Source organism: Caulobacter sp. CCUG 60055 (genome assembly GCF_022750545.1).
In the GTDB taxonomy this organism is placed as follows: domain Bacteria; phylum Pseudomonadota; class Alphaproteobacteria; order Caulobacterales; family Caulobacteraceae; genus PUIC01.
Map to the genome: position 1 here is coordinate 110,514 of NZ_PUIC01000005.1, position 26,834 is coordinate 137,347.

19 protein-coding genes are annotated in these 26,834 nt (G+C 71.0%); 12 read left to right on the plus strand and 7 right to left on the minus strand.

Annotated features, from left to right (window positions below):
- Positions 1 to 56: 56 nt before the first annotated feature.
- Positions 57 to 1,109: a LacI family DNA-binding transcriptional regulator gene (locus C5708_RS09430; protein ID WP_242920347.1), complete on the minus strand. Its 1,053-nt coding sequence runs from the start codon at positions 1,107 to 1,109 to the stop codon at positions 57 to 59.
- A 56-nt stretch (positions 1,110 to 1,165) separates the two neighbouring features.
- Positions 1,166 to 1,588, minus strand: a complete 423-nt coding sequence (locus tag C5708_RS09435) for an OsmC family protein (RefSeq protein WP_242920349.1) — start codon at positions 1,586 to 1,588, stop codon at positions 1,166 to 1,168.
- A 164-nt stretch (positions 1,589 to 1,752) separates the two neighbouring features.
- Between C5708_RS09435 and C5708_RS09440 the strand changes: the two genes are divergently transcribed.
- The 4 genes from C5708_RS09440 (at position 1,753) to C5708_RS09455 (ending at position 6,436) form a co-directional block, all read left to right on the plus strand.
- Positions 1,753 to 2,376 (plus strand): TetR family transcriptional regulator C-terminal domain-containing protein, encoded by a 624-nt coding sequence (locus C5708_RS09440; RefSeq protein ID WP_242920351.1) that lies wholly within the window; start codon positions 1,753 to 1,755, stop codon positions 2,374 to 2,376.
- A gap of 67 nt (positions 2,377 to 2,443) precedes the next feature.
- Entirely contained in the window at positions 2,444 to 3,571 is a 1,128-nt protein-coding gene (locus C5708_RS09445; RefSeq protein ID WP_242920353.1) for an aromatic ring-hydroxylating dioxygenase subunit alpha, read from the plus strand.
- Between the two features lies 1 nt (position 3,572).
- Complete coding sequence (locus C5708_RS09450; RefSeq protein ID WP_242920355.1) at positions 3,573 to 5,186, plus strand: NAD(P)/FAD-dependent oxidoreductase; 1,614 nt, start codon at positions 3,573 to 3,575, stop codon at positions 5,184 to 5,186.
- Positions 5,183 to 6,436, plus strand: coding sequence for an amino acid permease (locus C5708_RS09455; protein ID WP_242920357.1), 1,254 nt, complete (start codon positions 5,183 to 5,185; stop codon positions 6,434 to 6,436). Before C5708_RS09450 ends, C5708_RS09455 begins: the two co-directional genes overlap by 4 nt.
- Before the next feature lie 36 nt (positions 6,437 to 6,472).
- On the opposite strand, the gene C5708_RS09460 is transcribed toward C5708_RS09455, so the two are convergent.
- Positions 6,473 to 8,779: a TonB-dependent receptor gene (locus C5708_RS09460; protein ID WP_347567010.1), complete on the minus strand. Its 2,307-nt coding sequence runs from the start codon at positions 8,777 to 8,779 to the stop codon at positions 6,473 to 6,475.
- Positions 8,780 to 8,968: 189 nt separating this feature from the next.
- Positions 8,969 to 10,990, minus strand: coding sequence for a sulfotransferase (locus C5708_RS09465; RefSeq protein WP_242920361.1), 2,022 nt, complete (start codon positions 10,988 to 10,990; stop codon positions 8,969 to 8,971).
- 297 nt (positions 10,991 to 11,287) lie between these two features.
- On the opposite strand from C5708_RS09465, the gene C5708_RS09470 reads away from it, so the two are divergent.
- The gene (locus tag C5708_RS09470) at positions 11,288 to 12,817 is read left to right on the plus strand and encodes a TerC family protein (protein WP_242920363.1); all 1,530 of its coding nucleotides are present in this window, start codon (positions 11,288 to 11,290) and stop codon (positions 12,815 to 12,817) included.
- Between the two features lie 18 nt (positions 12,818 to 12,835).
- On the opposite strand, the gene C5708_RS09475 is transcribed toward C5708_RS09470, so the two are convergent.
- Both C5708_RS09475 and C5708_RS09480 read right to left on the minus strand, forming a co-directional pair.
- On the minus strand, positions 12,836 to 14,416 hold the full coding sequence (locus C5708_RS09475; protein ID WP_242920365.1) for a carboxylesterase family protein: 1,581 nt from the start codon (positions 14,414 to 14,416) through the stop codon (positions 12,836 to 12,838).
- Positions 14,417 to 14,475: 59 nt separating this feature from the next.
- Positions 14,476 to 16,776 (minus strand): beta-glucosidase, encoded by a 2,301-nt coding sequence (locus C5708_RS09480; protein ID WP_347567011.1) that lies wholly within the window; start codon positions 16,774 to 16,776, stop codon positions 14,476 to 14,478.
- 257 nt (positions 16,777 to 17,033) lie between these two features.
- Here C5708_RS09480 and C5708_RS09485 point away from each other — a divergent pair, with 257 nt between their 5' ends.
- The 3 genes from C5708_RS09485 (at position 17,034) to C5708_RS09495 (ending at position 22,429) form a co-directional block, all read left to right on the plus strand.
- On the plus strand, positions 17,034 to 19,265 hold the full coding sequence (locus C5708_RS09485; RefSeq protein ID WP_242920367.1) for a TonB-dependent receptor: 2,232 nt from the start codon (positions 17,034 to 17,036) through the stop codon (positions 19,263 to 19,265).
- 98 nt (positions 19,266 to 19,363) lie between these two features.
- Complete coding sequence (locus C5708_RS09490) at positions 19,364 to 21,331, plus strand: glycoside hydrolase family 3 N-terminal domain-containing protein (protein WP_242920368.1); 1,968 nt, start codon at positions 19,364 to 19,366, stop codon at positions 21,329 to 21,331.
- A 72-nt stretch (positions 21,332 to 21,403) separates the two neighbouring features.
- Positions 21,404 to 22,429, plus strand: a complete 1,026-nt coding sequence (locus C5708_RS09495; protein ID WP_242920370.1) for a LacI family DNA-binding transcriptional regulator — start codon at positions 21,404 to 21,406, stop codon at positions 22,427 to 22,429.
- A 22-nt stretch (positions 22,430 to 22,451) separates the two neighbouring features.
- Here C5708_RS09495 and C5708_RS09500 read toward each other — a convergent pair whose 3' ends face one another.
- Positions 22,452 to 22,730 (minus strand): metal/formaldehyde-sensitive transcriptional repressor, encoded by a 279-nt coding sequence (locus C5708_RS09500; protein WP_242920372.1) that lies wholly within the window; start codon positions 22,728 to 22,730, stop codon positions 22,452 to 22,454.
- 339 nt (positions 22,731 to 23,069) lie between these two features.
- Here C5708_RS09500 and C5708_RS09505 point away from each other — a divergent pair, with 339 nt between their 5' ends.
- The 4 genes from C5708_RS09505 (at position 23,070) to C5708_RS09520 (ending at position 26,803) form a co-directional block, all read left to right on the plus strand.
- Positions 23,070 to 23,258: a hypothetical protein gene (locus C5708_RS09505; RefSeq protein ID WP_242920374.1), complete on the plus strand. Its 189-nt coding sequence runs from the start codon at positions 23,070 to 23,072 to the stop codon at positions 23,256 to 23,258.
- A gap of 121 nt (positions 23,259 to 23,379) precedes the next feature.
- Positions 23,380 to 25,029, plus strand: coding sequence for an Nramp family divalent metal transporter (locus C5708_RS09510; RefSeq protein ID WP_242920376.1), 1,650 nt, complete (start codon positions 23,380 to 23,382; stop codon positions 25,027 to 25,029).
- A 22-nt stretch (positions 25,030 to 25,051) separates the two neighbouring features.
- A complete protein-coding gene (locus C5708_RS09515; RefSeq protein WP_242920378.1) occupies positions 25,052 to 25,282 on the plus strand; it encodes a hypothetical protein in 231 nt (76 codons plus the stop codon).
- Positions 25,283 to 25,369: 87 nt separating this feature from the next.
- A complete protein-coding gene (locus C5708_RS09520; RefSeq protein WP_242920380.1) occupies positions 25,370 to 26,803 on the plus strand; it encodes a carbohydrate porin in 1,434 nt (477 codons plus the stop codon).
- Positions 26,804 to 26,834: the final 31 nt, after the last annotated feature.

The window sequence follows — 26,834 nt, forward strand, 5'->3', positions numbered from 1 at the left end:
CGTTCACAATCGAGGCAGAGACGATGCGGCCCTGGCGCGAAAACGCCCTGCGGGGGTCAGCGCCGCCGCGGACCGATGGAGGCGCGCTCCACCAGTTCGAAGGCGGCGAACAGGTCCTGCGGAACCTCGCCGCCGCGTCCGGCCACGACCTCGCCGCCGATGAGCCGCCGCGCCGCCTCCGCCGCCATCGCGGCCAGGGGCAGGCGCACGGTGGTCAGTTGCGGCCGGCACACCCGGGCGGCCGCGCCGTCGCCGAAACCGGCGATGGAGATGTCTGACGGGGCGGCGAAGCCCCGGTCCGCCGCCGCCGCCATGCAGCCGGCCGCCATCTCGTCGCTGCTGGCGAAGATGGCCGTCGGCCGTTCGATCTCGGCGAGCATCAGCTTGGCCGCCTCGGCGCCCGAGCGGAACCCGCCGTCGCCATGCTGGATGAAGGCGTCGGGCGGAGTGAGGTCCTGGGCGGCCATGGCCTCCAGGAAGCCTTCCAGCCGCGCGCGGCTGGCGCCCAGGCGCGGCTCGCCGACCACGAAGCCGATGCGGCGGTGGCCGAGGGCGAGCAGGCGTTCGGTCATGGCCCGGGCGGCCTCGCGGTCGCGCGTGGCCATGCGCAGGCCGCCGCCGTCGGGCGCGCCGGCCGCCAGACGGACATAGGGGGTCTCGGACTTGTCGAGCACGTCGAGGACGGCCGGGTCGTCGCTGACCGGGGCCGCCAGGATGACCCCGGCCGGCTTGAGGGCGCCGAGCAGGGCCTTGACCTCGGCCCGCGCCTGGGCCGGGCCGTGGCCGACCGGCTCGACCAGCAGGTGATGCCCCGTGCGCCGGCACTGATCGCCGGCCCCGAGCTGGAGGCGAGCCAGGTCCTCGCCGCCGCCGTCGCGCCAATGGTCGGCGGTCAGACGCGCGTCGGTGAAGACGGCGATGACGAACGAACGGGCCCCGGCCAGGCTGCGGGCCGACAGGCTGGGGCTGTAGCCCAGCGCCTGGGCGGCCGCCCTCACCCGCTCCTGGGTGGCGGCGCTGACGTTCCGCTCGCCGTTCATGGCCCTGGACACCGTCTTGATGGAGACGCCCGCCTGGGCGGCCACGTCATAGATCGTCACCGACGCCATCGAACCACGAGCCCTTTCCGCATGCGAAGCCTTCATCCGATCGACCTGGGCGGCCTCTACAACAGGGTCAGGGCCAGGGTGATCTCGGCGTTGAGCGCCTTGGACACCGGGCAGTTCTTCTCGGCGGCGCGGGCCAGCTCCTCGAATTGGACGGCGTCGATGCCGGGAACCTTGCCGGTCAGGGTCAGGGCCGAGCGGCTGATCTTGAAGCCCTGCCCGTCCGGATCGAGGCTGACGGCGGCCTCGGTGGACAGCTCCTCCGCCGTGAAGCCGGCGGCCTGGAGCTGGAAGGCCAGGGCCATGGTGAAACAGCCGGCGTGGGCCGCCGCGATCAGCTCCTCGGGATTGGTCCCCTTCTCGTTCTCGAAGCGGGTCTTGAACGAATAGGGCGTCGAGGCCAGCACCCCGGAATCGGTGGTCAGGTCGCCGTTCCCGTCGCGGCCGGCGCCTCGCCAGACCGCATGCGCCTTACGGATCATTGTTCGCCTCTCCCTGGATGGACGTGACCACGGGGCCGCAGCTTTGCCGCAGACCCGTGTCGGAAACGTGAAGGCGGCGCGGCGGTTTCATCCCGCCCTGGCGGACGGGCGGAGAGCACGCTAGCAAGGACGCGGCTTCGCAACGCCGGGGAGGAACGCCGGACTTGGCCAAGGCGCCGCAATTCTCGCGAGAACTGGCCGAGGTCCGACGGCGGGAGCTGATCGACGCGGCGCGGGCCAGTCTGGCGGCGCGGGGCCTCGGCGCGGCCTCGGTGCGCGACGTCGCCGCCCGCGCCGGCGTGTCGCCCGGCCTCATCCGCCACCATTTCGGCAGCTTCGGCGCCCTGCTGGCCGAGGCTTACCGCCACGTGGTCGCGCGCATCGACCTCGGCATCGACGCCGCCATAGCCGCCGCCGGCGACGACGCGGACCGCCGCCTGGACGCCTTCCTCTGCGCCAGCTTCGAGCCCGACATCGTCGACCGCGACCTGCTGGCCGCCTGGCTGGGCTTCTGGGGTCTGGTGCACAGCGACCCCGGCGCGGCGGCGGTGCACGCCGAGACCTACGCCGCCTATCGCCGCCGGATCGAGACGCTGCTGGCCGCCTGCGCCGCCGCGCGGGGCGCCCCGTGCGACGTCCGCGCCGGGGCCTTGGGGCTGTCGGCCATGCTCGACGGCCTGTGGCTGGAGCTGTGCCTCGACCCCGCCGCCTTCACGCCGGCCGAGGCCCTGGCCGCCGCCCGCGACTGGACCGCCGCCTATATGGCCCGCGGCGGGGCTCGCGGCTGATCGCGCTTGCCAGCCGCCCGTTGCTATACGACTGTATAGCAACATCCGTCGTCACGCAGGTTCCCCGATGAGCGAGCCGCTGGAGCGCAGCCTCCCCGCCTGGATCTACACCGACCCCGGCTTCTTCGAGCGCGAGCGGGAGACGATCTTCCGCACGGGTTGGCAGGTGGTCTGCCACGTCAACGACGTGCCCGAGCCCGGCGACTACCACACCCTGGATTTCCTCGGCGAACAGGTGCTGGTCCTGCGCGGCGGCGACGGCGAGGTGCGCAGCTTCCACAACGCCTGCCGCCACCGCGCCGCCCGGCTGGCCGACGGCGACAGCGGCAATTGCGGCCGGCGGCTGGTCTGCCCCTATCACGCCTGGAGCTACGGCCTGGACGGATCGCTGGTCCGCACGCCGCCCTGGCAGGGGTTCGAGGCCCTCGATCTGCAAAGCCACGGCCTCGCGCCGGTCGAACAGGAAATCTGGCTGGGGTTCGTCTTCGTCCGGTTCGCCCCCGGCCTGCCCAGCGTCGCCGAGATGATGGCCCCCTATGCGGCCGAACTCGCACCCTACGGCTTCGAGGCGATGCGCCCCCTCGGCCGCGTCACCCTGCGGCCCCGGCCGGTGAACTGGAAGAACGTCGCCGACAACTACGCCGACGCCATGCACATCCCCGTGGCCCATCCCGGCCTGACCCGCCTGTTCGGCCCGACCTACGCCATGGAGGCCGGCGAGTGGGTCGACAGGCTGTGGGGCGTGGTCGGCGAGACGCCGTCGGCCAACTGGGTCGAGCGGATGTACCAGGGCCTGTTGCCGGCCTTCGACCACCTGCCGCCCGATCGCCGGCGGCTGTGGGCCTATTACAAGCTGTGGCCGAACATGGCCTTCGACGTCTATCCGGACCAGATCGACTTCATGCAGTTCGTGCCGGTGTCGCCGACCCGGACCCTGATCCGCGAAATCTCCTATGTGCGGCCCGACGCCCGCCGCGAGGCCAGGGTCGCGCGCTATCTCAACTGGCGCATCAACCGCCAGGTCAACGCCGAGGACACCGTGCTGATCCAGCGGGTGCAGGACGGCATGGCCTCGTCCAGCTATGTCAGCGGGCCGCTGTCGCCGGACGAGACGTGCCTGGCCGCCTTCGCCCGGCGCCTCAAGGCCGCCATCCCCGAAGCCGGGCTCGACCATCCGCCCAGAAAGGCCGCCTGACATGGCTGACACCACCGACATCATCGTCATCGGCGGCGGCCACAACGGCCTGACCTGCGCCGCCTATCTGGCGGCGGCGGGCCTGAAGGTCACGGTGCTGGAGCGGCGCGGCGTGGTCGGCGGCGCGGCGGTGACCGAGGAATTCCATCCCGGCTTCCGCAACTCCGTCGCCAGCTACACCGTCTCGCTCTTGAATCCCAAGGTCATCGCCGACCTCGACCTGCACCGCCACGGCCTGAAGATCGTCGAGCGGAGGATGTCGAACTTCCTGCCGCTACCCGACGGCCGCTATCTCGGCGTCGGCGAGGGCCGCACCAGGGCCGAGGTCGCCAAGTTCTCGGCCCGCGACGCCGAACAGCTCGACGCCTATGGCGCGCGCCTGGACATGATCGCCGACGTGCTGCGCGAACTGGTGCTGGAGACGCCGCCGAACCTGGTCGAGGGCGGCTGGGCGCAGGCCATTCCCGAACTGCTGAAAAGCGCCAGCCTGGGCCGGCGTCTGTCGCGGCTGAACCTGACCGCCAAGCGCGACCTTCTGGCCCTGTTCTCGCAGTCGGCCGGCGACTGGCTGGACTGCTGGTTCGAGAGCGAACCGATCAAGGCGGTCTACGGCTTCGACGGCGTGGTCGGCAACTACGCCAGCCCCTACACGCCGGGCTCGGCCTATGTGCTGCTGCACCACGTGTTCGGCGAGGTGAACGGCAAGAAGGGGGCCTGGGGCCACGCGGTCGGAGGCATGGGCGCGATCACCCAGGCCATGGCCGCCTGCTGCCGCGAGCGCGGCGTCGTCATCCGCACCGACGCCGCCGTGGCCGAGGTGCTGGTCGAAAAGGGCCGCGCCGCCGGCGTCGTCACCGAGGCCGGCGAGACCCTGCGCGCCCGCGCCGTGGTCTCCAACCTCAATCCCAAGCTGCTGTTCGGCAAGCTGGTCGATCAAGCGGCGACGCCGGCCGACTTCGGCGAGCGCATCCGCCGCTACCGCTCGGGCTCGGGCACCTTCCGCATGAACGTCGCCCTGTCCGAGCTTCCGCGTTTCACCTGCCTACCCGAGGCTGGCGACCATCTGACCGCCGGGATCATCGTCGCCCCCAGCCTGGCCTATATGGAAAAGGCGTTCACCGACGCGCGCGAGCACGGCTGGTCCAGGCAGCCGATCGTCGAGATGCTGATCCCCTCGACCCTGGACGACAGCCTGGCGCCGGCGGGCAAGCATGTGGCCAGCCTGTTCTGCCAGCACGTCGCCCCGCAACTGTCCGGCGGCCGCTCCTGGGACGACCATCGCGACGAGGTCGCCGACCTGATGATCGCCACGGTCGACGCCTATGCGCCGGGCTTCAAGGCCTCGGTGCTCGGCCGCCAGATCCTGTCGCCCCTCGACCTGGAACGCACCTTCGGCCTGACCAACGGCGACATCATGCACGGCAATCTCAGCCTGGATCAGATGTTCTCGGCCCGGCCGGTTCTCGGCGCGGGGGACTATCGCACACCGGTGCAAGGGCTCTATCAATGCGGGGCCGGGACCCATCCCGGCGGCGGCGTCACCGGGGCCCCCGGCCACAACGCCGCCCGCGAGATCGTGCGGGACGCCCGCCGAGGGAGATTGAGAACGGCATGAGCCAGGCGCTGTCGGAGGCGAACGGGACGCTCAATCGCACGCGCGGCCTGGGTCCGATCTCCGCCATGTTCCTGGTCGCCGGCAACATGATCGGCTCGGGCCTGTTCCTGCTGCCCGCCTCCCTCGCCGCCATAGGCAGCGCCAGCCTGGTCGGCTGGGTGATCGCCTCGGTCGGCGCCCTGCTCATCGCCGGGGTGTTCGCCACCCTGGGCGTCATCCGCCCGTCCGACGACGGCCTGGTGCGCTATCCGGCCGACGCCCTGCACCCGTTCTTCGGCTTCGTCTCCTGGGGCGCCTACTGGATCTCGGCCTGGGTCGGCAACGTCGCCATCGCCATCGCCGCGGTCGGTTATCTGGAAGTGTTCCTGCCCCAGATCATCGGCCCGATCCCGACCCTGATCGCCACCCTGGGCGTGATCTGGGCCCTGGTCATCGCCAACCTGGTCGGCGCCAAGCTGGTGGTGCGCATCAGCGCCTCGACCCTGGTCATCGGCCTGATCCCCATCGTCGCCGCCATCGTCCTGGGCTTCGCCCGCTTCGACCCGCAGGTATTCGCCGCCTCGTGGAACGTCAGCGGCCACCCCCTGGCCAAGGCTGTTCCCGGCTCGCTGGTGCTGATCTTCTGGGCGTTCATGGGCCTGGAGAGCGCCACCGTGGCGGCGGCGGCGGTCGACAACCCCAAGCGCAACGTGCCGATCGCCGCCATCGGCGGGGTCTGCCTCGCCGCCCTGGTCTACACCCTGGCCACCGCCGCGGTGATGGGGGTGATACCGGCGCAGGCGCTGGCCAAGTCGAGCGCGCCGTTCGCCGAGGTGGTCGCCCATGTCGCCGGCCCGGCCGCCGGGGCCATCGTCGCCGCCTGCGCCCTGGCCAAGACGCTGGGCACCCTGGGCGGCTGGGTGCTGTGCACGGCCGAGGCGGGCCGGGCCGGCGCGGCCAGCGGCTACCTGCCCAAGGCGCTGTCCGAGGTCCGCGCCGACCGCAAGCCGGTGCGCGACATCCTGCTGACGGCGGTGCTGATGACCGTCGCCGCCTTCGTCACCCTGTCGCCGACCCTGATCCGGCAGTTCAACGTGCTGATCAACCTGGCGGTCCTGCTGGTGCTGACCGTCTACATCCTGTGCGCCATGTCGCTGGTGCGGTTCTCGGGGGCGATCGAGAGCCCCCGGCTGCGCGGCCTCGCCCAGGCCATGGCCATGGTCGCCGGCGGCTTCTGCATCTGGATGATGATCGCCTCGTTCGGCCATTGACCCCCGCCCGCCGGGCGAGCGGGGGCCTTCGCAGCCTCAGAACTTCTGGCCGAACTTGACCGCGAACAGCCGCGGCTTGGTCGGCACGATATAGGGGTTGGCGCAGACCGTCGGCGTGCATTCCGAGTAGCGATAGATGTCGCCGCGCTCGTCGAAGGCGTTCTCGATGGTGAACTCCACCGACCAGTTGTCGCGCTCGACCCCGGCGGCGAGATCGACCGTGGTGAAGGCCCGCAGCCGTCCGAGGATGTCGCGCTCGGGGCTGCGCAGGTCGGCCCAGCTCGAGCCCTGATAGAGGACCGAGGCCTGCAGGTGGGTGCGATAGGGCCCCAGGTCGGCGACGTAGCGCGCGGTGCCGTTGACCTTGACCTTGGGCGTGACCGGCAGCTCGGTCCCCGACGGGGCGGCGGGGTTGGGACAGTTGGTGATCAACCCGCCGGTGACCGGGTCGGGATTGCGGCAGTAGTTCTGGGTCAGCTCGGCGTCGGTGTACGAGCCCGAGCCGGTGAGGGTCAGCCCCCGCGTCGCCTGCCAGGCGATGTCGCTTTCGACGCCGATCACCCGCGCCTGGCCGGCGTTGCGGATGATGGTCAGCGAGTTCGGCCCCAGGAACGAGAACTGGAAGTCCTTCCAGTCCTCGTAGAACACCGCGCCGTTGAACCTCAGGCTGTTCTCCAGCCACGAGGTCTTCCAGCCGATCTCGTAATTGGTCAGGTAGTCGGGCTGATACGGCGGCAGGTCGCCGTTGCGGTTGACGCCGCCGGGCCGGAAGCCGGTGGAGACCGTGCCGTAGATCAGCTTGCGCTCGTCCAGGCGGTAGGTGGCGTTGATCTTGTAGGTCGTCCCGTCGGCCTCGACCGACTTGTCGAGGTTGGTGCAGGGCCCCGCCCCCACCGAGACCGGCGCAAAGCACTTGGCCTCGCCGGTCTTGGAGCTGAAATTGGCGCTGAAGCCGTAGAAGCCCTTGAGCGAGTTCTTGGAATCGTAGGCCCGCACTCCGGCCGTCACGGTCAGCCTGGGCGTCAGGTCGTAGGAGGCCTCGCCGAAGACGGCGTAGTCCTCGTCCTCGCGTTGCTGCTCGGTCAGCCACAGGGTCTGGGGCCAGCCGGTCACCCAGAAGTTGGAGCCGAGGGCGTCGATCTTGTAGCGCTGCTCGATGAAGTGGGTCTGCTTCTGGTAGAACAGCCCGGCCACGAAGCGCAGCCGGTCCTCCTTGGGCGAGGAGATGCGCAGTTCGTGGCTCTGCTTGGTGAAGTGGTCCTTGGCGTCGATGTGCTGCGAAGGATCGACCGGCCGGCCGGCGTTGTCGGTGACGTAGGCCCCCGAGCCGAACAGGGTGTCGTAGAAGAACGAGTAGTCGGTGTAGTCCGACTGGGTCTTCACCCGCCGGTCCATGTAGGCGCCGGCGTAGACTAGGTTGAAGTCGCTGATCTTGCCTTCCACGGCCAGGGCGGCCTGGTACCAGCTCTCCTTGGCGTTGTCGGGGTAGAAGTGGGCGACCTTGAGGTCGCCGAACTTGGGATCGTAGCCGAACACGCCGCGGCTGCGCTGGCGCTGGCCCATCAGGGTCGGGGTGACCGTCCAGTTGTCGTCGAGGTTGATCTTCAGCGCCGCCCGCGCGCCCTGGGTGTCGATGGTGTTGTAGTTGCTCTTGACGAAGGGCGCGTTGTCGATGGTCACGCCCGAGGTCGGGTAGGTGCGGGTGGCGTGGACGTTGTCGATATAGCCCCCGTCGTGCTCGTCCCAGCCGACCAGCCGGATCGCGGCCCGCTCCGACAGGGGGATGTTGACGTAGCCCTCGGCGACGTAGCCCGGCCCGCCGTGGTCGACCTGATTGGCCGTCAGGTCGTAGGCCGCGCTGAAGCCCGCCGTGCTGGGCTGGTTGGTGATGATGCGGATGGTGCCGGCCTCGGAGCTGGCGCCGTAGAGGGTGCCCTGCGGCCCGGCCAGGGCCTCCACCCGGGCGATGTCGTAGATGTGGACGTCCAGCACCCCGTCGATGGTGGTGACCGGCTGTTCGTCCAGATAGACCCCGACGCTGGGCAGCGAGCCGGAGTGGTTGCCGTCGCCGCCGCTGGCGACGCCGCGCATGTAGACATGGGCGAAGCCGGGGCTGACGCTCTGGAACGCCACGCTGGGCAGGAACTTGACGTAGTCGTTGAAGCCGTTGACGTGCAGCTGCTCCAGCTTCTGGGAGCCGAGCGCCTGGATGCTCACCGGCACGCTCTGCAGGTTCTCCTCGCGCTTCTGGGCGGTGACGATGACCTCCTGCAAGGTGGTCGGACCGTTGGCCTCGGCCGCCAGGGCGCTGTGGGCCCCCGCCAAGGCGGTCGTGGCGAGCAATATCGCCCACCCCGCGCCGCGCCCGCCCGATAGAACGCCATTCTTTACAAGACGCATATCCGACTCCCCGCTGAGAAACCGACCGGCCCGACGGCTTGTTCTGGTTTCACCCCTGTCCAGACTACGCTGCTACTCGCACTGCACTCCCCCATGGCGACGCCGGCCGTGGCCGTCCGGCGCGCGAACCGTTCAGTCCTCCCCCGGCGCGGCGGGATAGGCCTCCAGCACCGGACCCAGCGCCGCCTTCAGCGGGCCGAGCCACGGTTCGAACCGCCGCCAGTGGTCCACCCCCTCGGCGAACAGCGGCCGGCGGACCTGCTCGGAGCTGGCCGTCCGCACCGCCCGGTCGTTGTCGTGGAAGGCCAGGCAGGCCGGCTCGAATGGCAGGCCGCAATAGTCGAGCAGCCGCCGGACCTCGCCCTCCAGGTCGTCGACCAGCGCCTCGTAGATCACCCGGTGCACGCAGCCCGGCAGCGCCGCGTCGAAATGGGCCATCAGCGCCACATAGTCGGCGTAGTAGCGGCCGAGGTCGGTCAGGTCGTAGGTGAAGGCCTGGCCGCGGGCGAAGTGCTGTTTGAATCCCGAAAAGCCGCAGCCCAGCGGGTGGCGGCGCACGTCGATGATCCTGGCCCGCGGCAGGATCAGGCGGATCAGGCCGACATGGGCGAAGTTGTTCGGCATCTTGTCGATGAAGAACGGCCGGCCCAGCCGCCGCTGCACGCGGGTGCTTTCCAGATAGGCCTCGCCCATCTCGCGCAGGGCCTCGCCGTCGAGCGCCGCCACCGCCTCGACATAGGACGACGCCTCGTCGCGGCGGCTCCTGCCGTCCAGCCGGCGGGCCAGGGCGGGAATGTCCGGCAGCTCCATCGTGCCCTCGACCTGGGAATGGCTCGACAGGATCTGCTCGACCAGGGTCGAGCCGGCGCGCGGCAGGCCGACGATGAAGATCGGATCGGGCGCCTGGCAGCCGCCGCCCTCGCGCGCGGCGAAGAAGCCGGCCGTGAAGGTCGCGCGGCACCGCCGCACGTGGCCGGCCGTCTCGTCGGGATCGTATTCCAAGCTAGCCCGGCGCAGGGCGTTGCCGGCCAGATACTGCTGGAACGCCTCCTCGTCCGCCCCGGCGTCCTCCAGCGCCTTGCCGAGGGCGAAGCGCAGGTGGAGGCGGTCCTCGTCGGCGAGGTCCGGCCGGCCAAGCTGGGCGCGCATCGCCGCCACGTCGGCCTGGTCGAACCGGAAGGTCTTGAGGTTGGCCAGGCTCCAATAGGCCTCGCCCAGGGCCGGCGCCTGTTCCTGGGCCTTGCGATAGGCGGCGACGCTGTCGGCGCGGCGGCCGACGGTCTTGAGCGCATGGCCCAGGCTCATCCACGCCTTGGGCTGGACGGGATGGTCGCGCAGCAGCGCCTCGTAGCAGGCGATCGCCTGCTCGTAGTCGCCGACGCGGCCGAGGGCGGCGGCCTTGAGGTTGCGCAGGCCGGGATCGCGCGGATCGTCGGCGAGCAGCATGTCGATCTGGACCAGCGCCGCCTCGGCCTTGGTCTGCCGGTAGAGCGCCACGGCGTAGTTGCGGCGCGCCGGCGCGAAGCTGGGCGCCAGCTCCAGGCAGCGGGCCAGCAGGTTCTCGGCGTCCTCGTAGCGCCCCAGCCGCGTGCCGATCTCGGCCAGCATGCGGATGGCGGCGACGTCGGTGGGCGAAGCCTTGAGGTGGTCGCGCAGCATCCGCTCGGCCGCCGCCAGGCGCCCGTCGTTCAAGGCCGCCGCCGCCTCCAGCAGCCGTGGGTCCTTGACCTGGGCGTTGACGTGGCGGGCGTAGGCCTCGTCCGCCCCGGCGTGATCGCCGGCCAGGGCCAGCTGGTCGCCCAGCCGACGCCACGCGTCATGCAGCGGCGCCAGAGCCGTCGCCCGGGCCGTGGCGTCGAAGGCCGCCCGCCGTCTCCCGGCGGCGGCGTGAACCAGCCCGACCTCCAGATGAGCGGCGGCGAAGCGCGGATGGGCGGCCGCCAGCGGCTCCAGCACCTCCCGCGCGGCGCCCAGGTCGCCCTGGCCGCGCAGGGCCGCGCCGAGCAGGCGCAGGGCCTCGGGATGGCCGGGCGCGACCTTGAGGATCTCGCGAGCCTGGGCGGCCGCGAGCAAAGGGTTCGCTGAAGACAGGCGGACGGCGTGCGCCAGCGCAGTCTCCAGCGTGCCGAGCGGCTCTGACGCCCCAGCCGTCAAGACATCCCCCTGCCCCACACGGGTCGCTCCCTGTTCCGATCGGAGAACGCCGTCATATTCTTGTCAATCGAAGGCGAGCGCAGCTAACCGCGGCTTTCGCGCCGTGATCGTTTCGACGGCAGGCCCGCCTTGGAAAACGGCGACCGCGCCTCCCCGCGCGACATCTCAGCGCACCCCGGCCCGCCCCGCCCTCGCGGCGTGAAACGCGAGCAGGTGGCGTCACGCCCGAAATCCCGTAAAACGGTGGACATCGTCGGGCGGGCGTCAATCCGCCGCTACTCGTCAGAGCGGTTGAACATGGAGTGGATTGCGGACCCGACCGCGTGGATCGGGCTCGGCGCACTCGTGGTCCTGGAGATCGTTCTCGGGATCGACAATCTGATCTTCGTCGCCATCCTCGCCGACCGGCTGCCGCCGGCCCAGCGCGACCGCGCGCGGGTCACCGGCCTGGTGCTGGCCCTGGTCATGCGCCTGGCCCTGCTGGCCGGGATGTCGTGGATCGTCACCCTGACCCGGCCGCTGTTCGCGGTCGGCCCGTTCGAGATTTCCGGACGGGGGATCATCCTGATCCTCGGCGGCCTGTTCCTGATCTTCAAGGCCACCATGGAGCTGCACGAGCGGCTGGAGGGCGCGGGCGCGGCCTCGGCGACGCCGGCCTACGGCCGCTTCTGGCAGATCGTCGTGCAGATCATCGTCCTGGACGCGGTGTTCTCGCTCGACTCGGTGATCACCGCCGTCGGCATGGTCGACCATCTGGCGGTGATGATGATCGCGGTGATCATCGCGGTCGGCCTGATGATCGTCGCCAGCAAGCCGCTCACCCGCTTCGTCAACGCGCACGAGACGGTGGTGGTGCTGTGCCTCGGCTTCCTGCTGATGATCGGCTTCAGCGTGCTGGCCGACGGCCTGGGCTTCCACATTCCCAAGGGCTACCTCTACGCGGCCATCGCCTTCGCCGTGGCGGTCGAGGCCTATAACCAGCTGGTGCGCCGCACCCATTCGAAACGCTTCACCGGCATGGACCTGCGCGACCGCACCGCCCTGGCGGTGCTGCGCCTGCTCGGCGGCGCGCCTGGCGGCGGCGGCGAGATCGCCGCGATCGCGCCCACCGGCGCCCCTGGGGTGTTCGGCTCGGACGAGCGGGCGATGATCCAGGGGGTGATGACGCTGGGCGAGCGCACCGTCCGCTCGATCATGACGCCGCGCCCGGACGTGGTGTGGCTCGACGTCGACGCCCCGGAGGAGGAGACCCGGCGGGTGATCCTGACCTCCGGCCGCTCGCGCTTCCCCATCGGCCGGCGCGGCCTCGACGAGCTGCTCGGCGTGGCCCTGGCCAAGGACGTCATGCGCGACCTGATCGAGAAAGGCCGCATCGACCTGGAGCGGTCGGCCCGGCCGCCGGTCCTGGCCCCCGAGACCCTGAACGTCCTGCGGCTGATGGAGCCGCTGCGCCGCGCGCCGGTGCAGCTGGTGGTGGTGGTCGACGAGTTCGGCTCGCTGGAGGGCGTCGTCACGCCCACCGACATCTTCGAGGCCATCGCCGGCGAGTTCCACGACGAGGGCGACGAGGACACCCTGTTCCGGGCGCTGCCGGACGGCGGCTGGCAGGTCGACGGCCAGATCGACATCCGCCGCCTGGGCCAGGCCCTCGACCTCGACCTGACCGGCGACGACGGCGACTACACCACCCTGGCCGGGTTCCTGCTGTGGCGGCTGGGCCGCCTGCCCGAGGCCGGCGACCGCATTGCGGCGGCCGGTTTCGTCTTCACCATCCTGTCGATGAAGGCGCGCCGGGTCGAGACGGTGGAGATCAGGCCGGCGGCCTGATCCCCCTCGTCGTCCTCGTTATTTCCGCGCCGCGTCGGCGGCGGCCTCGGTCAGGTCCATGCGGACCTTCAGCGGGTCGGCCTTGGCCTCGGGCCCGCCGGCGGCGAAGTCCATCAGCCGGTCCTGGGCGTCATAGCGCGGCCAGACCGGCCGGCCGGCGCCGTTCGGGTCGCCGGTCTTGGCGAAGGAGACCCAGTAGGCGTTGACCGTGCGGGCCATGGCCGCGTCGGCGGCGGTCAGGTCCTTGCCGTAGCGGGCCTTGACCGTGTCGAACACGAACGGGATCTCGCTGGCGTGCGGCGCCCCCGGCCACTCCTTGCGCATGGATTCGGCGACATAGGAGAACCGATACTCGTAGGCCGGCGCGCCCTGGGCCGACAGGGTCTTGGCCACGAAGCGGGCCGGCTCGACCATCATGCGGTCGGCCGCGACCTTGAAGCCGACCGCGGCGACGTCGCCCGAGCCGGCCGGGTCGTAGGCGGCGCGGGCCTCGGCCTGACGCCCGGCGCCGAACGGGGCCAGGGCCTCGTCCACCGTCTTGGCCTGGGAGAAGCCGATGTCCATGCTGTTGGCGCCGACGATGATCGGGACCTTGGCGAACTTGCCCGCCCGGTACAGCGTCGCCGGCTCGTCGACCACGATGCGGCCGTCGATCATCGGCCCGGCGTAGGTCGGCGAGAACATGGTCATCAGGTTCAGGCCGTCGACCACCTTGTCGGCCGGCAGGGCGCGCAGGGCCGCCAGGGCGGCGGCGTCCTCGCCGGCGATCCCGACGCCCTTGGCGAAGGCCAGCCCGACGGTCTCGGCCGAGGGCGGGCCGCCCGGCGCCGAGCCCGACAGCCGCCGGTTCGGAGTGATGTTCTCGCGGCCGCCGCCGGATTCGACCACCGCCTTCTTGAACAGCCCCTTGGCCTCCGGCGAGGTCATCAGGGTGTGGACGGAGAAGCCGCCGGCCGACTCGCCGAACACGGTGACGTTGTCGGGATCGCCGCCGAAGGCCGCGATGTTGCGCCGGACCCATTTGAGGGCGGCGATCTGGTCCATGAAGCCATAGTTGCCGAGCTGGCCGCCGGGGCTTTCGCGGGTCAGGGCCGGGTGGCCGAAGAACCCGAACCGGCCGAGGCGGTAGTTGAAGCTGACGAACACCACCCCGTTCCGGGCGAAGGCCGAGCCGTCATAGACCGCCGGCGACGAGCCGCCGTTGACGAAGCCGCCGCCGTAGATCCACACCATCACCGGCCGCTTGGCCTTGGAGGCCGCCGCCGGCCGCCAGACGTTCAGCACCAGGCAGTCCTCGCTCGGCTCGGTCCCCAGCGGCGCGGCGTCGCTGGGAAACGGCTTCTGCATGCAGTCGTGGCCGTACTGGGTCGCCTGCAGCACGCCCGTCCACGGCTTGACCGGCCCTGGCGGGCGCCAGCGCAGATCCCCCGTCGGCGGCGCGGCGAAGGGTATGCCCTTGAAGGCCGCCACCCCGTCCTCGACCGCGCCGGCCACCCGGCCGCCGTCGATCCTCGCCTGGCCGGCGGCGGGCCCGGCGGCGTGCGCCGAACCGGCCGCCAGGGCCGCCAGCGCGGCGAGCGCGCATATCCCAGTCCTCATCTCGGTCGCTCTCCCCAGCGGCCGGCTGTCCCGGCCTGTCGTCGTCGTTGTTGCGCCGCCTAAGGCTTCAGCTTGGCCGCCTTGACCACCGCCTCGCCCTTGAGAGCGACGCTGGCCGAGTCGCCGCCGACCGCGACCGCATAGCCGCCGCCCTCGATCCGCCAGCCGCCCGCCGCCGGATCGAATTCGGCCAGCAGGCGCGGATCGGCCTTGACCACGACGCGGCGGGTCTCGCCCGGCTTGAGGTCGACCTTGCCCCAGCCGATCAGCCGGCGAAGGCCCCCGGTTCCCGGCGGCGTCGCGTAGACCTGGGCGATCTCCTTGCCCTGGCGGCTTCCGGCGTTGGTCACGTCGAAGCTGACCGTCAGCGACGGACCGCCCTCGACCTTGAGCCCGCCATAGGAGAAGCGCGTGTAGGACAGGCCGTAGCCGAACGGGAACAGCGGGCTCTGGCCGCGGCTTTCGAACCACTTGTAGCCGATCGCCGCGCCTTCCGGATATTCCACGTCGAACGGTTGTTCGACGCCCAGGAAGCCCATGGGCATGTCGAGGCCGGGCAGCTTGGGACGCGGAAGCTGGGCCTCGCTGCGCGGGAAGGTGATCGGCAGCTTGCCCGACGGATTGACCTCGCCGAACAGCACGTCGGCTATGGCCTCGCCGCCGCGCGCGCCGGGATACCACGCCTCCAGCACCGCCCCGACCTTGTCGAGCCAGGGCATCAGCACCGGGTTGCCGGTCTCCAGCACCACCACCGTGCGCGGATTGGCGGCGGCCACCGCCTCGATCAGCGCGTCCTGGCCGTTCGGCAGCGACAGGTTGGGAACGTCCTGGGCCTCGGTCTGCCACTGGGTGGCGAACACCACCACCACGTCGGAGGACCGCGCCAGGGCGGCGGCGGCCTGGGCGTCGGCGCCGTCGGCGAAACGCACCTGCGACCCCGGCGCGGCCGCCTTGATCGCCTTCAGCGGCGAGGACGGATGGAACACCATCTGAGCGAAGATCGCCCCCGGCCCGGGCGTCGGCGGCAGGGTCAGGGCCGCGCCGCCGACCGGCGCGACCTGGGACGAGCCGCCGCCCGACAGCACGCCGACGTCGGCGTGACCGCCGATCACCGCGATGGTCGGCGCGCTCTTGGCCAGGGGCAGCAGGCCGGCCTGGTTCTTCAGCAGCACCACGCCCTCCTGGGCCGCGCGGCGGGCCACGGCGGCGTTGGCTTCGTAGTCGATCGACGCCTTGGCGGCCGGGTGATCGATCACGCCCTTGTCGAACATGGTCCGCAGCACGCGCTTGGCCATGTCGCGGACCCGCGAGGCCGGCACCTCGCCCTTCTCGACGGCGGCCTTCAGCGGCGCGCCGAAATAGTCGGCCGCCCCGGCCTGGAACGGATTGCCGTAGGGCGAGGCCCGGTCGAAGGTGTGGGCCGAATCCTGGTCGAGGCCGGCCAGGGCCGCCTTGACCGTGCTGTGGGCGCCGCCCCAGTCGGTCATCACCCAGCCGCGATAGCCCCAGTCGCGCTTCAGCGTCTTGTTCAGCAGGTAGTCGTTCTCGCAGGCGTAGTCGCCGTTGACGCGGTTGTAGCTGCACATGATCGAGCCGGGGTCGCCGCGCTCGATGGCCAGCTGGAAGGCCAGCAGATCGGTCTCGCGCATGACCTTTTCGGGGATCACCGCGTTGAGCACGCTGCGGCCGGTTTCCTGGTCGTTGACCGCGTAATGCTTGGCGGTCGAGATGACGTTGCGGCTCTGGACGCCGCGGATGGCCTCGCCGACCATCACGCCGGCCAGCAGCGGGTCCTCGCCGGCGTATTCGAAGTTGCGGCCGTTGCGCGGATCGCGCGCCAGGTTGACGCCGCCGGCCAGGAGGACGTTGAAGCCCTTGGCGTGGGCCTCGCCGCCGATCATCGCGCCGCCCGCGTGGGCGATCTCCGGGTTCCAGCTCGAAGCCGTGGCCAGGCCCGACGGCAGCGGGGTGGCCACGTCGCCGGGCCGCATGGCCCCGCCGTTGGCGACCCCCAGCCCGGCGTCGGATTCCTGCAGGGCCGGAATGCCCAGGCGGGGAATGCCCGGTATATAGCCGGCCGAGCCCAGGGCCTCCGGCGGCGGCGGGCTGTTGAGGGGCGGCGGCGCGCCCGGCAGGCTGGCGCCGAAGAAGCCGCGCACCAGCAACAGCTGTTCGTCCAGGCTCATCGCCTTGAGGGCTAGGTCGGCGCGCTCGTCCGCCGAAAGCTTCGGGTTGAGCCACGGACGGGCCTCGGCCGCCTTCGCGGGCGCAGCCGGCGCCGGCTGCGGCAGGACGGCCGCCGCCATGGCCAGCAGCGACAGACCCGACAGGGCGCGACGACGGATATTCTGCAACGACACCTTAAACTCCTCCCGATGGCGATGGACCATTCGATCTCGCCTAACGCTAGAGACCGAAAGACAACGTTGTCAATCAATACGACAACGCTGTCTCAAATCTTCTCCGCCGATGGCTTCCCAAGCCGCGCGGGGAACGGCGGCGAGCGCGCGCAGCCAAAAAGACAACGCTGTCAAAATCGATTGACAACGTTGTCTTTTGCTTCCTAGCATCAGGATCAGAGGACCGCGGCGTAGACGGTCCCGCTGGGGAGACATCCATGAAGAGCCATCAGGCCCTGCTTTCGTGCGGCGCCGCCGCATGCGTCCTTGCGTTCTCGGCCCAGGCCTCCGCCCAGGCGGCCGACGCGGCGCCCGCCGGCAAAGGGGTCGGCGTCCAACTGGAGGAAGTGGTCGTCACCGCCCAGCGGCGGGCCGAGACCTCGCAGCGCACCGCGCTGGCCATCACCGCCCTGTCGGCCAACCAGCTCCAGGAACAGGGCGTGCGCACCGTCACCGACCTGACCACCGTGGTGCCCGGCATCCAGGTCGGCTCGACCGGCGGCTCGGTCGAGATCAGCGTGCGCGGCATCGGCAGCACCAACAACACCGAGGTCGGCGACCCCGCCGTGGCCTTCAACGTCGACGGCGTCTACATGGCCCGTCCCCGCTCGGCGGCCGGCCTGTTCTTCGACCTCGACCGCACCGAGATCCTGCGCGGTCCTCAGGGCACGCTGTACGGACGCAACGCCACCGCCGGCAGCTTCAACCTCATCACCAAGAAGCCGACCGACACGTTCGAGGCGTCGGGCCAGCTGGAGCTGGGCAATTTCTCGCTGGTGCGCGCGTCGGGCGTGCTCAACGCCCCCCTGTCGGACAAGGTGGCGATCCGGGGCGCCTTCCAGACCGAGAAGCGCGACGGCTACACCAGCGGCCTCAACAACAACTACAACGACGAGGACGCCGCCGCCGGACGGCTGCACGTGCTGATCAAGCCGACCGAGGACCTGTCGATCCTGCTCAGCGCCGACTACTTCCAGAACAAGGGGGCGGGACCGGCTTCCGCGCCGCTCGGCCAATACGCCCAGGGCGGCGATCCCTACACCTTCCCGATATCGAAGCGCGGCTCCAACGACCAGAAGAACTACGGTTTCGCCGCCCAGGTCGACTGGCGTCTGCCCTTCGCCACGCTCACCTATCTGGGCGCGATCCGCGACGACGACGTCGACACCGTCGCCGGCCAGGGCCGGGGCTATCCGGTCGGCGCCGTCCAGCCCGCCGGCCGCTGCGAGCCGACCACCGCGGTCGGATGCCTGAACCTGATCTTCCGCTCGCGCGAGGAGCAGCAGTCGCACGAACTGCGCCTGGGCGACGACCGCGGCCGCCTGAAGTGGGTGGCCGGGCTCTACTACTTCAAGGAAGACAATGACGTCTTCTTCAACGCCTCGCCGGCGGTGGCCTTCATCCAGCCCAACACCTTCGCCGAATCCAAGGCGGCGTTCGCCCAGGGCACCTACAGCGTCACCGACCGCCTGCGCGTGACCGCCGGCCTGCGCTACACCCAGGACGAGAAGGGCCGCACCGGCGGCACCTATGTCAACCTGCCCTCGAACGGGGTCTGCCCCCTGCCCGGCGGCCTCAACGGCTCGCTGTTCGCGCCGATCCCGGGCTGCCTGCTCTACGCCAACGTCGCCGACTTCACCTGGAACGCGACCAACTACAAGCTGGGCGTCGAGTACGACCTGACGCCGACCTCGCTGTTCTACGCCGACACGGCCACGGGCTATAAGGCCGGCGGCTACGGCGACGGCCAGCCGCCCGCCAACAACAAGTACGATCCCGAGCACCTGACCGCCTACGAGGCCGGGATCAAGAACCGCTTCTTCAACAACCGGGTGCAGGCCAACATCTCGGTCTTCTACTACGACTACAAGGACTTCCAGGTCTCGGCCCTGGGCGTGGTCGCCGGCCAGCCGTCGAACGTGACGGTCAACGCCCCCAAGGCCACCCTGTACGGGGCCGAGTTCGAGGGATCGGCCGTGCTCACCGACGCCGACCGCATCGACGGGGCCTTCTCCTACCTGCACGCCCGCTACGACAACTTCGTGCTGCCGACCGGCGACGCCTTCAATCCCGGCCGCGCCGACTATTCGGGCCTGCCCCTGGCCAAGTCGCCGGAATGGACCTTCAGCCTCGGCTACCAGCACGCCTGGACCCTGCCGGGGGACGGCCGCCTGACCGGCCGCGTCCAGACCCACTACGAAAGCTCCAAGAACCTCGACTACCACAACTTCGGGGTCACGGCTCAGGGGGCCTACACCAAGACCGACATCATGCTGACCTACGACTCGCCGTCGCGGCGCTGGAGCGTGATGGCCTACGGCCGCAACCTCGAGGACAAGGCCGTGCTGATCCAGGCCAGCCCCGACGCCCAGACCGCCAACCGCTTCGGCGGCACCGGCAGCTACGCCCCGCCGCGCCTCTACGGCGTGCAGTTCTCGGCGCGCTTCTAGGGCGCGCCTCCCGAACCCTCGATTGTCCGGCGCGGCAGGTTCGCGCCGGACACCTTTTTGGGTTCGCCCACCTATCGTCCGCCCCGGAGTTCGAGAGCATGCGCAAGACCGCCGCCAGCCTTCTGTCCGCCGCCCTGGCCGCGACCGCGACGGCCGCCTGCGCCCAATCCGCCGCCCAGCCCGAGCTGGGCGTCCGCAGCGCGCCGGTGATCGTCGTCGACGGACTGCGCTTCAAGGACCTCGACCGCAACGGCAAGCTCGACCCCTACGAGGACTGGCGGCTGACGCCCCAGGCCCGCGCCCGCGACCTGACCGCGCGCATGACGCTGGAGGAGAAGGCCGGGGCGATGATGCACGGCACCGCGCCGGCCGTGGGCAACCCGTTGGGCATGGGCTCGGCGTATGACGCCGCCGCCGCGACCGCGGCGATCGGCGGCCGCGGCGTCAACAGCATGATCACCCGGCTGAGCGCGCCGCCGGCCCAGTTCGCCGAGCAGAACAACGCCCTGCAGGCCATAGCCGAGGCCACGCGCCTCGGCGTGCCGCTGACGCTGAGCACCGACCCGCGCAACCACATCCAGCACATGGTCGGCGTCGGCGTCGACGCCGCCGGCTTCTCGATCTGGCCCGACCCCACCGGCCTGGCGGCGATCGGCGATCCGGCGCTGACCCGCCGCTTCGGCGACATCGCCCGCCGCGAATACCGCGCCGTCGGCATCCACGAGGCGCTGTCGCCGCAGGCCGACCTCGCCACCGAGCCGCGCTGGCCCCGCGTCAGCGGCACCTTCGGCGAGGACGCCGACCTCGCCGGCAAGCTGGTCCAGGCCTATATCGAAGGCTTCCAGAACGGCGGCGGCGGGATCGGCAAGGACAGCGTGCTGACCGTGGTCAAGCACTGGGCCGGCTACGGCGCTTCGCGGGACGGTTTCGACGGCCACACCTATTACGGCCGCTACGCCGCCTTTCCGGGCGGGGCCTTCGCCTATCACCTCAAGCCCTTCGAGGGCGCCTTCGCCGCCAAGGTCGCCGGCGTCATGCCGACCTACGACATCATCGAAGGCGTGAGCGTCGACGGGGCGCCGCTGGAACCCGTCGCCGCCGGCTTCAGCCGCCAGATGCTGACCGGCCTGCTGCGCGGCCGCTACGGCTTCGAGGGCGTGATCCTGTCGGACTGGGCGATCACCAACGACTGCAACGAACGCTGCCGCACCGGCAAGCCGGAGCAGCGCCCCCAGGACATCGGCATGCCCTGGGGCGTCGAGGACGCCTCGGTCGTCGACCGCTTCGCCAAAGGCGTCGTCGCCGGGCTCGACCAGTTCGGCGGGGTCGACGATCCCGCCCCGCTGCTGGCGGCCGTGCGCGAGGGCAAGGTCCCCGCCGCCCGGCTCGACGACTCCGTCCGCCGGATCATGGAGCAGAAGTTCGCCCAGGGCCTGTTCGAGAATCCCTATGTCGATCCCGAGGCGGCCGCCCGCACGGTCGGCCGGGCGGACTTCAAGGCCGCCGGGCTGGAAGCCCAGAGCCGGGCGCTGACCGTGCTGGAGAACCGGCTGGGCCCGGCGCCGCTGGCCGGCAAGCGGGTCTATCTGCGCGGGGTCGACGCCCAGGTCGCCCGGGCGCGGGGCCTGACGGTGGTCGACGATCCGGCCAAGGCCGAGGTGGCGCTGGTTCGGCTCAGCGCGCCGCACCAGCTGCTGCACCCGGGGCACTTCTTCGGCCGCTGGCTGCACGAGGGCGACCTCGACTTCAAGGACGGCGACCCGGACTACGAAGCCTTCAAGGCCGTCGCCGCCAAGACCCCGACGGCGGCCGTGGTCTATCTCGACCGCCCGGCCATCCTGACCGGCCTGCGCGGCCGCGCGGCCATGCTGGTCGCCGACTTCGGGGCCAGCGACCAGGCCGTGCTCGACGCCCTGACCGGCAAGGCCAGGGCCGAGGGCCGCCTGCCCTTCGAGCTGCCGTCCTCGATGGAGGCGGTGGCCCGCCAGAAGGCCGACCTGCCACACGACAGCGCCGACCCGCTCTATCCGATCTTCTACCGGGCCGGGGACAAGGCGAGCCGCTAGCCGCGAAAGCCGGATGACGGGACGGCCGGGCCGGACTAGGTTGCCGCGGGGCTGGTTCGCCCGTGGAGTCCCGTGCCCGACGTCACCATCACCCACATCGCCCGCGCCGCCGGCGTCTCCATCAAGACGGTCTCGCGCGTGCTCAACCGCGAAACCGGCGTCGGCGCCGAGACCCGGGCCCGCGTCGAGGCGGTGATCGGCCAGCTCGGCTATCGGCCCAACGTCTCCGCGCGCTCGCTGGCGGGGGCGCGGTCGTACCTGATCGGCCTCGCCTTCCAGAAGGTGGCGACCGCCTACGGCCTGGAGTTCCAGTTCGGGGCGATGGCCGCCTGCCGGCGGGCCGGCTACCACCTCGTGGTCGAGCAGGTCGGCGACGAGGACGACGGCGCGGCGGCGCCGTTGTCGCGCCTGTTCGCCGACATCCGCGTCGACGGCGTCATCCTGGCCCCGCCCGCCGCCGACGACCCGGCGGTGCTGGACGACCTGGAGGCCGCGGGCCTGCCCTACGCCCGCGTCGCCCCGGACGGCGCCTTCGGCCGCTCGCCCTACGCCGGAATGGACGACCATCGCGCCGCCTTCGAGATGACGCGGCTGCTCTGGGGCCACGGGCACCGCCGCATCGCCTTCATCGGCGGGCCCGACATCCATTCCAGCGCCCGCCGGCGGCGCGAGGGCTGGGCGGCCGCGCTGGCCGCGCTGGGCGGCGAGGCCCGTCCCGAGTGGCTGGAGCGCGGGATGTTCCTGTCGCATTCGGGCTTCGAGGCGGCCGACCGGCTGCTCGACCTGGCCGAGCCGCCCACGGCGATCTTCGCCGCCAACGACGAGATGGCGTTCGGCGCCCTGGCCGCCGCCGCCAAGCGCGGCCTGTCGGTCCCGCGCGACCTTTCGGTGGCAGGCTTCGACGACACCTACGGCGCGCGGTCGTCCTGGCCGCCGCTGACCACCGTGCGCCAGCCGGTCCGCGAGATGGCCGAGGCGGCGGTCGATCTGCTGATCGCCGGCTTCGGCGCCGTCGCCTCGGAGGACGCGCCGCGCGCCAAGCTGCTGGAGTTCGCCCTGGTGGAGCGCGCCTCGGTCGGCCCGCCGCCGGCCCGCTGACCGGCCGCCCTCGGGACGACGATCAGGTCAGATAGGCGTGGACGATGTCGACCAGCTCCTCCGCCGCCTGGCGGCGGGGGTCTCCCTGGCCGGCGTTCGGATCGACCATGTGCTCGCGGATGTGATCCTCGATCACCTCGGCGATGAAGCCGTCCATGGCCCCCCGGCAGGACGTCGCCTGCTGCAGGACCCGCACGCACTCCTTGTCGCCTTCCACGGCCCGCTCGATCGCCTCGATCTGGCCGCGGATGCGCTTGAGCCGGTTCAGGAGCTTGGCCTTCTCCTTCGCGACGTGACTCATTTTTTTCGACTGGCCCTCTTGATAATATAACCCCCCTGGGTATATCGCACCTTATGCCGGATGCGAAGCCCAGTCGGGCCGAACATCCGCATGGCCGACGCCCCCAAGGACGCCGGTCTTCGTCCAACCAGACCAAGGGATCACATGAACCCGCGATCTAGCACACCGACCGTCGAGGGAGACAGTAGGCGCTCGTCGTCATCTGTCGCCAACTCGTCCGGCCGGTTCGTCGCTCGGGATCGGTTCGTGATCGCCCGCGGAATGGCGCCTCGGCGCTGACCGCGCGCGGCCGGACCTCCCGGGCTTGAGCATAACCGCTGAAGCCAAGAGGAGGCTCCCATGGCCGTCTTCTTCCCCATGCACGCCGACGTCGGCGTCTTCTTCTCCGCGCCGCGCCGCGAGGTTCCCCTCGTCGCGGTCAAAGGCGGCCGCGCGCCCGAAGGCTCCCCCCGCCTGATCGGCGGCTGGTCCCTCGGGGCCGACGGCCGGCCGCAGCAACGCTGGCGCAAACCGGCTCCGGCCCGCTGACGCCGCCGACATCGACAGGACGCCCCGGCGCGGTCGCGCCGGCGGCGTCCTGCGCGTAGCGCGAACGCATTTCCTGTTCCTCTCCCCGCCGAGAAATCCCATGTCCGTCCTAGACGCATCCGTGCAAGCTCCGGCGACGCCGTCCTCCCCGCATCCGGACGCGGCCTCGTCCAGCGCCCATCTCGACGCGGCGCACAAGGGCGACATCAAGGGCGCCTTCGGCTCGATCCGCCAGCACGACCATGCGCCCCGCGACACCTGGAAGAAGCGCCTCGTCACCCTGATGGCCATCGTCGGCCCGGGCCTGATCGTCATGGTCGGCGACAACGACGCCGGCGCCTTCGGCACCTACACCCAGGCCGGCCAGAACTACGGCACCAGCCTTTTGTGGACCCTGCTGCTGCTGGTGCCGGTGCTGTTCGTCAACCAGGAGATGGTGCTGCGCCTGGGCGTGGTCACCGGCGTCGGCCACGCCCGCCTGATCTTCCAGCGGTTCGGCCGCTTCTGGGGCGCGTTCAGCGTCATCGACCTTTTCCTGCTCAACGCCCTGACCATCGTCACCGAGTTCATCGGCGTCACCCTGGGGCTGGAATATCTCGGCCTGCCCAAGATCTGGGGCGTGGTCGCCGCCGCCGCCGTCACCATCATCGCGGCCTCGACCGGCAGCTTCCGCCGGTTCGAGCGGTTCATGATGGTGCTGGTGCTCGGCAGCCTAGCCGTGGCCCCGATCGTGTTCATGGCCCATCCGCCCGTCGGCCAGATCGCCCACGACTTCCTGGTCCCGCAGCTGCCCAAGGGCGGCAAGCTGAGCGAGGTGATGCTGCTGATCATCGCCATCGTCGGCACCACCGTCGCGCCCTGGCAGCTGTTCTTCCAGCAGAGCTACGTCATCGACAAGCGCATCACCCCGCGCTTCATGGCCTATGAGAAGGCCGACCTGGTGCTCGGCATCCTCCTGGTCGTGGTCGGCGCCGTGGCGATGATGGCTTTCACCGCCGCCGCCTTCGCCGGCCGGCCCGAGTTCGGCCAGTTCACCGACGCCAAGGCCGTGGCCGTGGGGCTGGAGCGCCACGCCGGCCACGTCGCCGGGGTGCTGTTCGCCATCGCCCTGATCGACGCCTCGATCATCGGCGCGGGGGCGGTCTCGCTCGCCACCGCCTACGCCATCGGCGACGTGTTCAAGATGAACCACTCGCTGCACCGCAAGCCGCGCGAGGCGATCGGCTTCTACCTGATCTACGGCGGCCTGATCGCCGCCGCCGCCGCCCTGGTGCTGGCGCCCGGCGCGCCGCTGGGCCTGCTGACCAACGCCGTGCAGACCCTGGCCGGGGTGCTGCTGCCCAGCGCCACGGTGTTCCTGCTGCTGCTGTGCAACGACAAGGCCGTGCTCGGTCCCTGGCGCAACGGCCGCTGGCTGAACCTGTTCACCGGCGCGGTGATCGCCGCCCTGGTCATGCTGTCGGTGATCCTGACCGCCTCGGTGCTCTATCCCGACATCAGCAGCGGCGTGATCATCGGCGTCCTGGTCGGCGGCGCCGCCATCACCCTGCTCGCCTGGCTGGCCTCGGTCCTGTGGCGGCGCGGCGGCGATGAGGTCATCGACCGCGCCGGCCGGGCCGAATGGCGCATGCCGCCCCTGGACCAGCTGCCGCCGCCGGGGCTGACCCGGCTGGAGAAAACCTGGATGACCGTGCTGCGCGCCTATCTGGTCATCGCCGGCGGACTCGTCCTCTTCCGTATCGCCCAACTCGCCTTCGTCGGCCACGCCTGACGCCGGTTTCGGGGACACCGCCATGCTCGACGATCTGGAACTGAAACGACGGCGCCGACCGCCCCCTGAGCCGCCCCTCGCGCGCGAGGGCGACCGGCGGGGCGCAAAACGGGGCCTGCTGGGCCTGTTCGTGACGGTCGCCGCCTGCGCCGTCCTGGCGATGGTGGTCCTGCTGATCGACCGTTCCGACGCGCCGCGCCATCACGCCCCGCCGCAGCCGACCGCTCACAAGTCTGTCGCGCCGCATCAATAGAGTTCGTCCCGGCGCCCCGACGCGGGACCGATAGTCAACCGAGCAGCCAGAGGGGTTTCTATGGCTCGGCCCACCGATATTGTCTTCATGCGTTTCAAGTCCGCCGGCTTCGCCGACCTGCGGCGGCCCATCCTGGCCGGCGTCGGCCTGGCGCTCGGGATGTCGGCCGCCGCCCCGGCGCTCGCCGCCGTCGACGGCCAGGCCGCCGAACCGCAGCAGCCGACCACCGTCGCCTCCTCCCGCACGCCCCTGGAAGGCCCGACGCCCGTCGCCGAGCCGGCCGGCCAGGCCTGGGCCGTGCACGGCCAGGCGACCTTCGTCACCCAGGGCAACCTCGGCTTCCATTCGCCCTATCGCGGCAAGAACAGCCTCGATCCGGCGGCGCGGGGGCGCGAGACCGTCGACGTCACCCTGTTCGCGGGGCTGCGCCTGTGGCCGGGCGCCGAGGTCTGGATCAACCCGGAGATCGACCAGGGCTTCGGCCTGAGCAACACCCTGGGCGCGGCCGGCTTCCCCAGCGGCGAGGCCTACAAGGTCGGCCGCTCGAAGCCCTACTTCAAGCTGCAGCGGCTGTTCGTCCGCCAGACCATCGACCTCGGCGGCGAGCGCGAGACGGTCGAGGCCGATCAGAACCAGCTGGCCGGCTCGCGCACGGCCGACCGGCTGGTGATCACCGCCGGCAAGTTCGGCGTGCCGGACGTGTTCGACACCAACCAGTACGCCCACGACCCGCGCGGCGACTTCCTCAACTGGTCGACGATCGAAGCCGGCAGCTTCGACTACGCCGCCGACGCCTGGGGCTACACCATCGGGGCGGCGGCCGAGTGGTACGTCGGCCGCTGGACCGTGCGCGGCGGCCTGTTCGACCTGTCGGACGTGCCCAACAGCGAACACCTCGACAAGCATTTCGACCAGGGCCAGGGCGTCGCCGAGATCGAGGAGCGGCACACCTTCCGCGGCCGGCCGGGCAAGGTGAAGGTCACCGCCTTCCTCAGCCGCGCGCGCATGGGCTCGTTCGACGACGCCGTCCGCCTGGCCCAGGCCAGCGGCCAGCCGGCCGACACCGCCGCCGTGCGGCGCTATCGCAGCCGGAGCGGGATCAGCATCAACCTCGAACAGCAGCTTCGCGACGATCTGGGCGTGTTCGCCCGGGCCGGTTTCGCCGACGGCGACGTCGAGCCGTTCGACTTCTCGGACATCGACCGGACGGTGTCGGCGGGCCTGTCGCTCAAGGGCGCGAAATGGGGCCGTCCCGACGACACCATCGGCCTGGCCGGCGTGGTCAACGGCATAACCGGCGCGCACGAGCGCTACTTCGCCGCCGGGGGCGCGGGCATCCTGGTCGGCGACGGCCGGCTGCCCAACGCCGGGACCGAGCAGATCCTCGAAGGCTATTACGACGTCGCCGTCGCCAAGGGCGCACATGTCAGCCTGGACGGCCAGCTCATCAACAACCCCGGCTACAACCGCGACCGCGGTCCGGTGGCCGTTTTCGCCGTGCGCCTGCACGGCCAGTTCTAAGACGACCGCGCCCGCCGCCGCCCCGACCGGG